Source organism: Roseibium litorale (assembly GCF_014842915.1).
In the GTDB taxonomy this organism is placed as follows: Bacteria; Pseudomonadota; Alphaproteobacteria; order Rhizobiales; family Stappiaceae; genus Roseibium; species Roseibium litorale.
The window spans coordinates 259,424-272,650 of the sequence record NZ_JACYXI010000001.1; the positions used below are offsets into that span (position 1 = coordinate 259,424).

Below are 13,227 nucleotides of genomic sequence, written 5' to 3' on the forward strand. Positions count from 1 at the left end.
CGCTCTGGCCAGATACACATGTTTCAATTAGGCGCGATCAAATCGATTTCGACCCTATCGCACGAGTCTATTTATATCGTGCACGATATAATCGCAAGATCTTGCAAGAGAGTCGTGTACGATTTATCATGCTCAGGTTGCTCACGGCATTTCCGCGGAACCTGCGCCATGAACCAGAAAAGTCTTTTCTCCGAGCTTGAAGAAGCGGAGGCCGCCCTCCCCGGGAAACCTGCGGAAAAGCTGCCCAAAGGCTCAAAACAGGCGGCACCCCCTGGACCCATCGTTGACGGCGGCTTGAAGCTGGAGCAGTTCCTCTGCTTCTCGCTCTATTCCGCCAACCACGCGATGAACCGGGTCTATAAGCCCATACTGACGGAACTCGGTCTGACCTATCCGCAGTATCTCGCCATGTCGGTGCTGTGGGAAAAGGACAAGCTGCTGGTGGGCGACTTGTGCGACCGGCTGCATCTGGAATCGAGCACGGTCACGCCGCTGTTGAAGCGGCTGGAAGCGATGGAGCTTTTGTCCCGGCAGCGCGACACCAAGGACGAGCGCCAAGTCCGCGTCACGCTGACGCGGAAAGGCAAGGCCCTGAAGGCGAAAACCGGCGCTATTGCCGAATGTGTTCTGGCGGCAAGCGGTCTTTCAGCCAAAGAGGCTATGGTCCTTCAGACCAGCATCATGAAACTGCGCGACGCCCTGCTGAAGGCGTCTTGAAGATCAAGGCAAATCAGCCTTGATAGCCATCAGAACGGCAGATTGAACCAGAGCGCGGCAATGCCGAGGAAGGCGAAGAAGCCGACCACGTCGGTGACCGTGGTCACGAAGACGCTGGAGGCAATCGCCGGATCCACCTTCATCCGGTCGAGGACAATCGGGATCAGGAGCCCGGACAGACCGGCGAACAGCATGTTGACGATGATGGCCACGGCAATCACGACCCCGAGCCCCGGATTCTGGAACCAGCCCCAGGCGGTCAGGCCGATCAGCACGGCCAGCGCAGCACCGTTGAAAAAGCTCACAAGCACCTCGCGGCGGAGAACCCTCAGCATGTTGCGGGCACTCAGTTCCTGGGTCGCGATACCGCGCACCGCCACCGTCATGGTCTGCGTGCCAGCATTGCCGCCCATGGAGGCCACGATCGGCATAAGCACGGCCAGCGCGACCATGGCAGAAATCGTTCCTTCGAACAGCGAGATGACCGAGGACGCCAGAACGGCAGTGCCGAGATTGACGACGAGCCAGAGCAGACGGGACTTGGCAATGGTCAGCACGTTGTCCGAGATCTCTTCGTCACCGACCCCGGCCAGGGCGCGCAGATCCTCTTCGGCCTCTTCCTGGATCACATCGACGATGTCGTCGACGGTGAGGATCCCGACCAGCCGGTCATTCTCATCGACCACGGCCGAGGAAACGAGGTTGTAGCGCTCAAACCGGCGGGCAACCTCTTCCTGGTCCTCGGTCGCCAGAACCGCTTGCCGGGTCTCGGTCATGACCGAGGTCATCTTCTCGTCCCGGCGTGTTCTCAGAATCTTGTCGAGAGCGACGGCGCCGAGCAGACGGAAGGACGAATCCACCACGTAGATTTCATAGAAACTGTCGGGAAGATCCTGCGCTTCGCGCATGTAGTCGATGGTCTGTCCCACGGTCCAGAACGGCGCAACGGCAATGAACTCCGTCTGCATGCGCCGGCCGGCGCTTTCCTCTGGATAGTCCAGGGCCTTTTGCAGCTGGGCACGGTCCGCATAAGGCAGACCGCCAAGGATCTCGGCCTGATCCTCTTCGTCCAGATCCTCAAGAATGTAGACCGCATCATCCGAGTCGAGATCGCCGAGGCCTTCGGCGATGACTTCGTTCGGCAGATCTTCCAGGAGCTGGACACGGACGGCCTCGTCCGTTTCGGTCAAGGCGGTGTAGTCGAAGAGATCGCCAAGCAGACGGACGAACTTCGGCCGCTCATCCGCCGTCAGCGTTTCGATCAGGTCACCGGTGTCGGCCTCATGCAGGTCGCCTGCAAGCTGGCGCAGGGCGGACGGGTCTTCCGCCTCGATGGCAGCCTCGACCGCCGCGATGAAATCCGGATGCAGATGGCCTTCCTCATCCCGGATCGGAATCGGGGTCTGTTCCATCGGCTGATCGTCGATCTGATCGAGATTCGCCATGCACCCCTCCTTCACCGGGCGGGCCGGGACACGCCGGACCCAAGACTAGACCATGACCCGCACCACGCCTTGCGAGCCCTTTCAGCAGTAACGTCCGGCCCGCGGATTTGCCACCGCTTCAGGACAAAAAGTCCACAAGCTTGACCGGGTTGCTGGAGATTGTTGCAACGCAGCACCATGGAGGCACCGCCGCCTCACCAGGGCTTGCACCCCTTGGCATCAATCGTCTGCCGCAACAGCACCAGATAATCTTTTGCGGGACCGGGGAGAATATCCTCATCCGGGGAAAGACAAGAGCGCGCATCCGGGAAGCTGCGTCTCGCCCGGTCACTGCGCTGGCAAATGCGCCCCGCTGCCAGAACTTTGGCTTCCAGATAGCGCAGCTGCTGGCACAGCAGGGACGAGAACCGTTCGGGAGACCGGGACATGGCCTGCGCAAGCTCTGGCGTCATACCCCCGTTCGTAAAAGCAAAGACACCGTCTGCTGTGCCAGCCAGACAGCACAGCAGAAGAACCGGCAGGCGAACGGTCCTGGCCATCTTCCGGGACAGAGCTTTCACGTTTCCTCCGTGTGGATCTCGCCGAGAAACACCATATCAGGATCGATACCGCTCACATCAAGCAGGCCAAAATCCGGCCAGTCCTTGAGATTGTCCACAAAGTCCCGCGCATTTGCCTGCACCGGCCGGAAGCGCAGCGACCAATCTGCCGGATCGTATCCGCCATCAGGCCGGAACGTGCCGCCCATCCATTCCGCCCAAGGCGCCGCCTTGTTGATGTGGGGACCGATGCGGCACTTGATCAGCACACATTTTCCGACCGAAAACAGCGTCTCCCGGCTGACCGTTCCCTCCGCACCATCATAGAACGACACCTCGCCAAGGCGGCAGGAATAGCCCTTCACGGAGGGAGTACCATAGGGCGTTGCCCGAACCGCTTCGAACCATTGCCGCCCCAGATTAAATGTACCCTTCAGGGCAGACGGATCGCCATCATGGCTGAAGTCACAGTCATGAAAGACGATGCCGTAAGTGGTCCGTATGTCCGTTGAAGGCGCCGCCACATAGGAATGCCCTGCCCGGCTGCCCCGGCTCCGGATGACACACTTGTCGAAATAGGCGGTCGCCTGGCCGAAGATAAAGTCCACATCACCTTCAATATCGCAGTGCCGGTAAAAGGAGCGCACGGTTGCCCTCTTGCGCGGCGACCTGAAATAAAGCGTGTCTTGAAAGCTGGAGAGATGCACATTCTCCAGATGGACCCGGTCTGCACCAGCGATCAGCAGGGCCACCGCCTGATGCTGGCCCTCGGGATATTGGCCGTTTGCGTTCTTCCTGCGCTTCTCCTGCGGCAGGGACAGGTCCTCCCGGTCACAATTATAAAGGTTGCGGACTGTGACATTCCTGAGCTGGAAGCCATCGTTTTCGACCCGCAAAACCGAGGCATTCAGCGTATTGATCTTCTTTTCCGCCGCAATTCTCCGGTAGATTTCGGCAATGCTGGCATCCAGGCCGTCAAAACCTGCCGCAAACCGTTGAGCGTATTCGCTGCCTGGCATTTCCGCATCGATGTCAGCTTCGATCACGGTTTGAGATGGGTCCTCCGCCCGGGAAAAAAGCGTGATTGGTACAGAAGACTCATCCACCAGGAAGCCAGGCACATAGACCAGCCCCGAATAGGTGCCAGGCAACAGCTCGATATAGATCCGCTCGCGAGAGCCGGTCTGCCGGGCCTGCCGGACAGCCTTGTCGATAACCTTGATCAGAGTGTCCTGGCCCGGTTCTGCCACATGGGCAGAGGGGCGGTCTTCCCGGCCGGTCATGAAGCTATCCAGATCCGGATCCCAGGGATCGAACTCCTCCGCCCCCGCCGTTCCGGTTAGGCTCAGGACCTTGGACCGCTGAAAAAAGCCGGCCTGCTCCGGCGAAAGGAGCGGACGCACGGGCGCCGGGTGTTTCATCAAATCCTCCCAGAAAATCCAGTCACATTAAGGGGATAGATAAGGGACCAGAGCAACGGGAAAAGAGGCTGGCCATCATTATTCAGCTGTAAAGAAACAGCGGCTCCGCCCCCTGCCTTGCCCGCAGTCCTCATCAGCACACGCCGATGAGCGTAGGTTCAAGCTCCTGGTACCCGGCGAATTTCTTGGAAAACAGATACAAAAAAACCGGCTCGGAGCCGGTTTCTTTCGTTTGCTCCTGAGAGCAAATGGTGCGGTCGAGAAGACTCGAACTTCCACGGGTTTTACCCCACAGCGACCTCAACGCTGCGCGTCTACCAATTCCGCCACGACCGCATTCTGGTAGTCCCCAGCGCCTTGTCAGCGCTGAGGAGCCCCATGTAGCAAAACGGATTCTGCTGTGCAAGAGCGCCGTGAGGAATAATTCACAGGCTCATAAATTATTTTGCGCAAAGGCATTTGCGCGATCGAATGGAAGCTTTGAACTCCGCCATTTCCGCAGGCCGCACAGATGCAAAGCTTAGCCTGAAACCAGCCCGGGAGAGTGGGGAGAACCATCACTCCACAGGCACAAACCTGCCCTGCCGGCTTTCCAAATCAGAGCGGGCCATCTGTGCGCATCGGACGGGCGTCCGGACGGCGCATCAGGACTTCTGTAATGGACACGCCAATCTTCTCGCCCAGAAGCACCACCTGCCCCTTGGCCACCAGCGTGTTGTTCGCATAGATCATCACGTCAGCGTCTTCAGCCACATCCAGGTCGATCACCGCGCCGCGGCCCATGCGCAGCAACTGATGCACCGGCATCTCTGCTGCTCCAAGCACGACCGAGATATCGATCTTGATGTCATCAAAGGTGGCCATGACCCGTTTCCGCCTGTAAGAGTGTTGCTGCCCGCAAGCGCATCCGCCCGTGACAGCATGCCATATCACTGATGGCTTCCATAGGCCCTTGCCTGCCTGGTTCACAACCCGCTAGACCGGCTTTCCGGTGTTTCCTAAACCGCGGAAACAGGATCAAGCCAGCCCTCGTCAACCAAAAGAATAGCACACCCAAGCCATCATGTCCGCCCCAGCCAGAGACGATCTCAGCCCGGATTTCCGCCCCCAGATAGCCACCGGCCCGGTGGACTGGATCATCAGCGACATGCTCGTGGACTATGAAAGTGCTGTCGCCTTCATGGATGCCCGCGTGGCGGCCATTGCCGAGGGCACGGCACCGGAATGCGTCTGGCTGCTGGAGCACCCGCCGCTCTACACGGCCGGCACCAGCGCCGACGACAGTGACCTGATCGCTCCGGACCGGTTTCCGGTCTACCGCACTGGGCGCGGAGGGCAGCACACATATCATGGCCCCGGCCAGCGGGTCGCCTATGTGATGCTGGACCTGCGGCGGCGGCGGCAGGATGTCCGCGCCTTTGTCGCAGCCCTTGAGGCCTGGGTGATCAATAGCCTTTGGAGCTATCATATCCGCGGCGAACGGCGCGAAGACCGGGTGGGCGTGTGGGTACGCCGCCCGGAAAAAGGCGCGGCGGTGGAAGACAAGGTCGCCGCTATCGGCATCCGCCTGCGCAAATGGGTCACTTTCCACGGCATCAGCTTCAACGTCGATCCGGATCTGGACCATTTCTCAGGCATCGTCCCCTGCGGCATCCGGGAACATGGTGTCACCAGCTTGGTTGATCTGGGCATCCCGGTGACCCTGGAAGAAAATGACAGTGTTTTGCTTGCAGAGTTTGAGAAGATCTTCGGCCCGGCGCGGCGCGCAGAGGCTCCAGAACTCGGGTGATTTCGAGAAGACACAGCGGCCAGCACCGTCCCGCCTGATAAGGGCAAAGGACGCCCGTCAGACCGCCACGTCGAGCAGGAAGCCGTCCACCACGGCCCGCACATCTCTTGCATGATGCTCAAGCGCTTCGGCCCCCTGTGAGACAGCATTGGCAGAGACGGCCGCCTTCGCAGAGGCCTCGGTCAGTCCGCCGATCGTCGCGGCGACCAGCCCGGAGCCTTCCGCAGCCTCGGTCACGTTCCGGGAGATCTCGTCCGTCGCAGAGCCCTGCTGCTCGACAGCCGCTGCGATGGTCGAGGTGTATGTGTTTATCTCGTCCATCGTCGCAGCGATCGCACCGATCGCGTCCACCGCTTCCTTTGTTTCACTTTGAATAGCCGCCACCTGGGCTGCGATTTCTTCCGTCGCTTTTGAAGTCTGGGTTGCAAGAGCCTTCACTTCGGATGCGACCACCGCAAAGCCCTTGCCCGCCTCGCCTGCGCGCGCGGCTTCGATGGTCGCGTTGAGAGCCAGCAGGTTGGTTTGACCGGCAATGGCCTGGATCATGGACACAACCTCACCGATGCGGTTTGCCGCTTCCTCCAGCCCCGCCACCTTCTGATTGCTGGCCTGCGCGCCCAGCGCTGCTTTCGCGACGATGCTTGACGTCTGGTCGACCTGCCGCGAGATCTCGCCAATCGAGGATGCAAGCTCCTCTGCGGCAGATGCAACGGTCTGGATGTTGGAGGATGCCGCGCCTGCGCTGTTCACCGCGCTGCCAGCTTTCTCCGAAGTGCCTTCCACTGTAGCAGCGAGTTCAGCCGACGCGGCTCTCATGGATTGGGCCTGTCCGGTAACGGCTTCCAGTTTGGCCAAAATCTCCTGCCGGAACTCTGCAATACGCTTTACGGCGTGCGGGTCGTTGACGCCCTTACTTTCCAGCCGCTCCGGCCTGCTTTCCTGCGGCACCTCTGCATGCTGGATCTGGGAACGGACCGCCTGCTCCCGGCCGGCGGCTGCACCAGCGGCCATTAGCACCAGCTGGGCGACTATCCACCACAGGGCCACCGCCTCCAAGGCCAAGGCACCAGCGAGGAACACAGCACTTGGCAGATTTGGTCCGCCCGGAAGCGCCGCCCATGGCAGCGCAACACTCGACATAATGGAAAGCGCCGCCACCACGCCCGCATAGGCGGCCAATGACCGCCAGTCGAGCCAGCCAGCCAGGACGGCCAGAACAACGAAGAAATAGACCTGAGCATCCAGCGGGAGGGCAGCCGCAGAGCCGGTGCTGGCCATAACGGCAACAAAGAGAGCAGCAAGAAAGGCAAGGGAAATGGCCGTTGCAATCCGGCTTTCGATGCGGACACCAGCCCTTATCCAGATTGCTGTCGCCGCCGACCCCAACAGCAAGGCCGAGCCGGAGACCGCAGTGACAGAGAGAGTTCCAGCCCACCAGGCAGCGCCAATGACAAGCAGCACATTGAACCAAACGAAGAAGACAAGGCGCTGCGCGAAGGTCCCGCGCATCCCGTCAAGGTCTGTGCCAGCTTCCACCCGCTCACTCATTGCTTCCCCCCGGCTTATTTCCAGCGTTCGTGCCCGGCTGCGCTCCGGCCTGCCCTGGAAGGAGGTGGCTGCAGCGCAGTGCGGAAAGGCTGACCATCAGCAGCACATAACTCCGAATGCTCAACGCATCCGGAAAGATCCACTGAGAAGAATAGCCTCTCGGACTTTCCCAATGCTTTACGGGCCCAATGCTTTACGGGCCCGATGCTTTACAGGCGGAATCGGACCAAGGCGCTGCGGCTCCAAGCGCCTTGCCGCGGCTAACTCACGGAGGCAGCTTCCCCATCCGGTTGCAGCTTATCAAGCCGCCCGGCGCGTGAGCGGTATTGCTCGTCCCGCATGACGTAAAGCGATGCGCCGACGATCAACAAGGCGCCCGGCCAGAAGTAGCCATCAGGAGCAAAGCCGAAGGCAAGCCAGCCCGCAAAGATATTGAGAGGCAGCTTGAGATGATCAAAGGGCTGAATGAACGCCGCATCTGCTTTGGAATAGGCCAGTGTCAGCGCGTAGTTGGCGGCGATTGTGAAGATCCCCGCGGCTCCGATGGCCGCGAGCGTCCAGCCGGACGGCACCACAAACCCTTCAGCAGATGCCAGCAGGAAATTGACGGGCGTGAGCAGCAGCAGCAGATAGACGGTAACCGTATCGGCAGGCTCCGTCCGGGTCAGGATCTTGGTGATCAGGGAGGCCCCGCCCCAGAAAGCGGCAGCCGCCACCGGCAGGAGGATTTCCGGCCGGAACCCGTCCGCCCAAGGCTCCAGAATGATCATCGCGCCGGAAAAGCCCGCAAGGGTCGCACCCCATCGCGCAAGACCAACCTTCTCGCCAAGAAGCAGCTTCGCACCGATTATGACAAAGAACGGCGAGGTCATCACCAGCGCAATGGCCTGCCAGATCGGTACCGACGCAAGGCCCGCCCCCCAAAGCTGCACTCCGGCGACAGCAAACAGGATCCGCAAACCGTGAAGAAACGGGCGCCGGGTAACGAGAGCTGTGCGGCCATGACGCAGTAACCAGGGCAAAGCACAACACAGCGCCGCCCCATATTGCCAGAAGACGGCCGAAGCAGACGGCATGCCGAGTTTCATGGTTGCGGTCTGAAGGGCCGCATTGACCAGCGCGAAACACGCACCGGCGGCAACCATCAAAGCAGCCGCAACAAAGGGATAGGCCGGCTTTTGCGGCTTCTGGGTCATCGTCCCGTTCTCCAACCTGTCCCGGGACAATTGCCTCCGCACCCGCAAGCTCCCTGACCGGAGGCGGGTGGCAGGCTGTTCTCTCCTATCCGGACTATTACCGTCGGCTCCGGCCTCTCACCAGATCTGCTGACCCTTGTCTTTGTCAGACAAGGCGCTCGCGGGCTCCGGGTTTCCCCGATACCGCCGGTGGGGAGTTGCACCCCGCCCCGAGAACATTTCAGTAATGCTGAAAAGATCTTTACCGGCGAAGCTTTACCGATGCAATGAGGTTTTGACCGGTCAAGCAACACGGGCCGAGACAACCCGGTTTCTGCCCCGGGCCTTGGCATCATACAAGGCGTGATCAGCCCGCAGGATGGTCTGGCTCAAGGTTTCTCCGGACAGGAACTCGGCAACCCCTACACTGACCTCCACGCCAAGGCTCTCGCCGTCAAAGCAAAACCGGCTGGCGGCAAGCGTCTGCCGGAGCATATTTGCGATTTCACTGGCTTCTTGCAAACCGCAATTCTTGAGAAAGACGAAAAACTCTTCGCCGCCTGAACGCGCAAAAATGTGCTCCTCACCAAGAACAGCCTGGCAGACGCCAACCATATGGCAGAGAGCTGCATCCCCACAGGCATGGCCGAACCGGTCGTTAATGAGTTTGAACTCATCAACGTCGATGGCGAGAATCGAAAATGGTGCTCCGCTCTCATGCGCCGCAGCTTCCTCAACGCCGGCGGCCTCAAAGAACTTCCGGCGGTTGTAGGCTCCTGTCAAAGGATCACGTTCGGCGGCGATTTTGAGCTTGTTCTCAAGCTCCCGGCGCACGGTGATATCCAGCATCGCACCTGCAAGCCCATTGACCTCGCCGGTCTCGGGATCCCTGGTCACGGCCTTGTGGAATGACACTTCACGCGGGCTTCCGTCGGCATAGCAGACTTTTGCTTCGTAGATCTGCACACCGCCCGCCCGCATCAACGCCTCATCAGCATCAAAATAGACCTGCGCATAGGCGGGGTTGGATACCTCGAAGACACTTGCGCCGATGATCCGGGAAGCCGGTTTGCCAAGAAACTCTTCAAAAGCCTTGTTGCAGCCGCGGTAGATCCCTGCCCGGTCCTTGAAGAATATCGGTGAGGGAAGATTGTCCATGGCTGCCTGGGTTTCACGGTAGCGGACCTTGAACTCCTCGATCTGATCCCGGAGCAATTGCCGAGCCTTCACTGCCCGGCAGGCTCTGGCAAGGGAGAGGCCTGCACTGCCCGCAAGACCGGCATTACAAACGTCATCTGCTCCGCAGGCAATAAGCGCGGCAAGAAGTTCCTCGGAAGGACTTCCCTCCACCTGGACACACAGGTACAGCTCATCCCCCACGGCAGCCCGAAGCGCAACGGTTTCTTCCTGGGCTGTTACGCCGGAGATCCGCGCGAAAAGCGCATTCAGTAACGGCAGAACAGGATCATCAAGACTGGACACGGTTTCCAGCATCACTTCTGACGTATCGGCAAATGCAGCTAGCGGAAGCGGCGTTAGAAGCCCGCAACGAAATCCCCGGCCAGCCTCCCCCCCCAGATCCTTTCCGTCTTCTGCCATGCGACCTTGGTCCTCGAACAAACACGCTCGCTGACAGATATACACGAGGGCCTAAAAATCACTTTACGGAAGAGACGAATATCCGGGGCATCCGGGGCGAAATTGTTTGAAGACTGAACAAAAAATCTGCAACGCAAACCCTTGCATGAACTCCATTTCCCGATCCCGCTATCAATGTTGCGAGGTGAGCCATTCCCCGAGATCCGCAGGGCTGTCGATCACAGCGTCAGGCGCTTCGCCCAGCAGCTCACTCCGGCTTCCATAGCCCCAAGTCACTCCAACGGAAGCCATCTGGTTGGCGCGCGCACCAATCAGGTCATGCTTCCGGTCACCAATCATGACGCACATCTCGTGGGAAAGGCCTTCCTCGGACAACAGATAGGCAATCAGCTCCGCCTTGGCAGAGCGCGTCCCGTCCAGCTCAGAGCCGTAAACCTTGCTGAAATAGGGCATTAGGCTGAAATGCTCGACGATCTTTCCGGCATACGCATGGGGCTTCGAGGTTGCCACGAAAAGCTTGCAGCCGTTTGCGGACAAGCCACGGACCAGCTCCCCGATGCCATCGATCAGGGTGTTCTCGAACAGGCCCTCGCTTGTGTAGCGCTCGCGGTAAAAGGCAACGGCCTGATCCTGCAAGGTCCGGTCCCCGGTATTCAGGAGAATGGCGAAACTCTCCCAGAGCGGCGGACCGATGCACCATTTCAGCTCCGCCGCCTCCGGCACCGGCGCCCCCATCTTCTCCAGTGCATACTGGATGGAGCGCGTGATTCCGGTAAATGGATCGGTGAGGGTTCCGTCCAGATCAAAAAGAACAGTGCTGAAAGGCATGGGCTGCGGCCGCCGTTGTCAGGAGAACTCCATGATGACGGCATCCACCGCCAGACTGTCCCCTGCCTTAGCCTTGATTGCGGTAACGGTGCAATCCCGCTCCGCCCGCAAAACGTTCTCCATCTTCATCGCCTCGACGACAGCAAGCTGTTCGCCCGCCTTGACCTCTTGCCCCTCTTCCACAGCGATGGACACCACCAGGCCTGGCATCGGGCAAAGCAGCAGTTTTGACGTATCCGGCGGCAGCTTTTCAGGCATAAGAGCATCAAGTTCGGCAGTGCGAGGCAGCATCACCTTTGCGGCGACCGAATAGCCCTGCCAGTCAAGCCGGTAGCCACCGGCAACCGGACGGACCTGAACCGTCATCGCCCGGTCTCCAACCGCACCGCGCCAGATCCTCTCTCCCGGCGCCCAACTGGAGGTCACAGTCTGAACCGGCCCCTCACCGACCTTCACGTCGATCTCGACCGGAGTTCCGGGATAGCCCGCCACCAGCCGGACAGGCTGATAGGTCTTGTCCAGCTTGACCACCCAATCCTCGCGCACCGCGCCGGAATGAGGCCTCAGACGGCCGGGAAGATGATCCAGCCGCTCGCGCTGCATCGCGCCCATGGACAGGGCGACGGCGCTCAGAAGCCCCAGCGCTTCCGCGTCCGGCTCGGCAGGCACAAAACCGTCCGGATATTCATCCGCGATGAAACTCGTCGCCAGTTCTCCAGACTTCCAGCGCGGATGGTTCATCAGCGACGTCAGGAACGGCACGTTGTGCTGGATCCCATCCACATAGAAAGCATCCAGGGCCTCACTCATGGCCGTGATCGCCTCGGCACGGGTCGGCGCATGGGTGATCAGCTTGGCGATCATCGGATCGTAGAACATCGAGATCTCGGAGCCCTCGACGACACCGGTGTCATTCCGGATAGTGATCCCGTTCTTCGATTCTTCCGCGGGCGGCTCATAGCGCACCAGACGGCCGATCGACGGCAGGAAGTTGCGGTAGGGATCTTCCGCATAAATACGGCTTTCCACCGCCCAGCCATTCAGCTTCACATCGCTTTGGGTAAGCGCAAGCTTCTCGCCATAGGCAACGCGGATCATCTGCTCGACCAGATCCACTCCAGTGATCAGCTCGGTCACCGGGTGCTCCACCTGAAGACGGGTGTTCATTTCCAGGAAGAAGAAGCTCTTGTCCTGACCAGCGACGAACTCCACCGTTCCCGCACTGTCATAGTTCACGGCCTTGGCCAAGGCGACGGCCTGCTCGCCCATCTTGCGGCGGGTTTCCTCGTCCAGCAGCGGCGACGGGGCTTCCTCGATCACCTTCTGGTTCCGGCGCTGAATGGAGCACTCGCGCTCGCCCAGATAGATGACATTGCCGTGCTTGTCGCCAAGCACCTGAATTTCGATATGGCGCGGATTCTGGATGAATTTCTCAATGAAGACCCGGTCATCGCCGAAGGAAGACGCCGCTTCGGACTTGGAGCGGACATAACCGTCCCGCGCCTCTTCCGCGTTCCACGCGATGCGCATGCCCTTGCCGCCGCCGCCGGCAGACGCCTTGATCATGACCGGGTAGCCGATCTCTCCGGCAATTTCGACCGCCTGATCCGCACTCTCGATCACGCCGAGATAGCCGGGAACCGTGCTGACCTTGGCTTCATTGGCGAATTTCTTCGATTCGATCTTGTCGCCCATGGCCTCGATGGCGTGGGGATTCGGGCCAATGAACACGATGCCTTCTGCTGCAAGAGCCTTCGGGAAGCTCGCCCGCTCGGACAGAAAGCCATATCCAGGATGAACAGCTTCCGCGCCGGTTGCCTTGCAGGCAGCAATGATCTTGTCGGCGATCAGATAGGATTCCGATGCTGCGGCAGGGCCGATGTGGACGGCTTCATCCGCCATCTCCACGTGAACCGCGTCCCGGTCCGCATCGGAATAGACCGCAACGGTCTTGATGCCCATGCGGCGTGCCGTCTTGATCACACGGCAGGCGATTTCACCACGGTTGGCAATGAGAATTTTCGAGAACATGCAGCATCCGCCCCGATTTCTTTATCTTCGGGGAAGAGTTGTAGGACGCTGCCTGACGCGGCGCAATATGTCGAAAGGATGACCCAACCGCCTTCCAGCTGCATGGCAGGACCAGATGCGCTCCCCACCGGCAGC

At 60.1% G+C, this 13,227-nt stretch carries 11 protein-coding genes, 1 tRNA gene and 1 riboswitch; of the genes, 2 read left to right on the top strand and 10 right to left on the bottom strand.

The features are described 5' to 3' along the window. Positions 1–168 precede the first annotated feature (168 nt). Complete coding sequence (locus IG616_RS01410; protein WP_192145714.1) at positions 169–717, top strand: MarR family winged helix-turn-helix transcriptional regulator; 549 nt, start codon at positions 169–171, stop codon at positions 715–717. A gap of 29 nt (positions 718–746) precedes the next feature. On the opposite strand, the gene mgtE is transcribed toward IG616_RS01410, so the two are convergent. The 5 genes from mgtE to IG616_RS01435 all read right to left on the bottom strand — a co-directional run bounded on the left by mgtE (position 747) and on the right by IG616_RS01435 (position 4,986). Continuing rightward, entirely contained in the window at positions 747–2,162 is a 1,416-nt protein-coding gene (gene mgtE, locus IG616_RS01415) for a magnesium transporter (protein ID WP_192145716.1), read from the bottom strand. 194 nt (positions 2,163–2,356) lie between these two features. Then, positions 2,357–2,722: a hypothetical protein gene (locus IG616_RS01420; RefSeq protein WP_192145718.1), complete on the bottom strand. Its 366-nt coding sequence runs from the start codon at positions 2,720–2,722 to the stop codon at positions 2,357–2,359. Next, positions 2,719–4,122, bottom strand: coding sequence for a pectinesterase family protein (locus tag IG616_RS01425; protein ID WP_192145720.1), 1,404 nt, complete (start codon positions 4,120–4,122; stop codon positions 2,719–2,721). Before IG616_RS01425 ends, IG616_RS01420 begins: the two co-directional genes overlap by 4 nt. A 249-nt stretch (positions 4,123–4,371) precedes the next feature. Continuing rightward, positions 4,372–4,458, bottom strand: a tRNA-Leu gene (locus tag IG616_RS01430). 261 nt (positions 4,459–4,719) lie between these two features. After that, complete coding sequence (locus tag IG616_RS01435) at positions 4,720–4,986, bottom strand: FliM/FliN family flagellar motor switch protein (RefSeq protein WP_192145722.1); 267 nt, start codon at positions 4,984–4,986, stop codon at positions 4,720–4,722. A 199-nt stretch (positions 4,987–5,185) separates the two neighbouring features. Here IG616_RS01435 and lipB point away from each other — a divergent pair, with 199 nt between their 5' ends. Then, positions 5,186–5,911, top strand: coding sequence for a lipoyl(octanoyl) transferase LipB (gene lipB, locus IG616_RS01440; protein WP_192145724.1), 726 nt, complete (start codon positions 5,186–5,188; stop codon positions 5,909–5,911). Positions 5,912–5,968: 57 nt separating this feature from the next. Here lipB and IG616_RS01445 read toward each other — a convergent pair whose 3' ends face one another. From IG616_RS01445 to IG616_RS01465, 5 genes are all read right to left on the bottom strand, one after another. Further along, a complete protein-coding gene (locus IG616_RS01445; RefSeq protein ID WP_192145726.1) occupies positions 5,969–7,459 on the bottom strand; it encodes a methyl-accepting chemotaxis protein in 1,491 nt (496 codons plus the stop codon). 260 nt (positions 7,460–7,719) lie between these two features. Continuing rightward, positions 7,720–8,655 carry a DMT family transporter gene (locus IG616_RS01450; RefSeq protein ID WP_192145727.1) on the bottom strand — a complete coding sequence of 312 codons (936 nt, stop codon included), beginning with the start codon at positions 8,653–8,655 and terminating at the stop codon, positions 7,720–7,722. 73 nt (positions 8,656–8,728) lie between these two features. Then, a riboswitch (FMN riboswitch) is annotated at positions 8,729–8,876 on the bottom strand. 61 nt (positions 8,877–8,937) lie between these two features. Further along, positions 8,938–10,233, bottom strand: a complete 1,296-nt coding sequence (locus tag IG616_RS01455; RefSeq protein ID WP_209007219.1) for a sensor domain-containing diguanylate cyclase — start codon at positions 10,231–10,233, stop codon at positions 8,938–8,940. A 171-nt stretch (positions 10,234–10,404) separates the two neighbouring features. Beyond that, a complete protein-coding gene (locus IG616_RS01460) occupies positions 10,405–11,061 on the bottom strand; it encodes an HAD family hydrolase (RefSeq protein ID WP_192145728.1) in 657 nt (218 codons plus the stop codon). Between the two features lie 18 nt (positions 11,062–11,079). Beyond that, positions 11,080–13,092 carry an acetyl-CoA carboxylase biotin carboxylase subunit gene (locus IG616_RS01465; RefSeq protein WP_192145729.1) on the bottom strand — a complete coding sequence of 671 codons (2,013 nt, stop codon included), beginning with the start codon at positions 13,090–13,092 and terminating at the stop codon, positions 11,080–11,082. Positions 13,093–13,227 lie beyond the last annotated feature (135 nt).

What these genes read in the sequence shown, in the direction of transcription:
- IG616_RS01410 (WP_192145714.1), top strand. Translation starts at nt 169, where the DNA reads ATGAACCAGAAAAGTCTTTTCTCCGAGCTTGAAGAAGCGGAGGCCGCC.
- mgtE (WP_192145716.1), bottom strand. Translation starts at nt 2,162, where the DNA reads ATGGCGAATCTCGATCAGATCGACGATCAGCCGATGGAACAGACCCCG.
- IG616_RS01425 (WP_192145720.1), bottom strand. Translation starts at nt 4,122, where the DNA reads ATGAAACACCCGGCGCCCGTGCGTCCGCTCCTTTCGCCGGAGCAGGCC.
- IG616_RS01435 (WP_192145722.1), bottom strand. Translation starts at nt 4,986, where the DNA reads ATGGCCACCTTTGATGACATCAAGATCGATATCTCGGTCGTGCTTGGA.
- lipB (WP_192145724.1), top strand. Translation starts at nt 5,186, where the DNA reads ATGTCCGCCCCAGCCAGAGACGATCTCAGCCCGGATTTCCGCCCCCAG.
- IG616_RS01445 (WP_192145726.1), bottom strand. Translation starts at nt 7,459, where the DNA reads ATGAGTGAGCGGGTGGAAGCTGGCACAGACCTTGACGGGATGCGCGGG.
- IG616_RS01450 (WP_192145727.1), bottom strand. Translation starts at nt 8,655, where the DNA reads ATGACCCAGAAGCCGCAAAAGCCGGCCTATCCCTTTGTTGCGGCTGCT.
- IG616_RS01455 (WP_209007219.1), bottom strand. Translation starts at nt 10,233, where the DNA reads ATGGCAGAAGACGGAAAGGATCTGGGGGGGGAGGCTGGCCGGGGATTT.
- IG616_RS01460 (WP_192145728.1), bottom strand. Translation starts at nt 11,061, where the DNA reads ATGCCTTTCAGCACTGTTCTTTTTGATCTGGACGGAACCCTCACCGAT.
- IG616_RS01465 (WP_192145729.1), bottom strand. Translation starts at nt 13,092, where the DNA reads ATGTTCTCGAAAATTCTCATTGCCAACCGTGGTGAAATCGCCTGCCGT.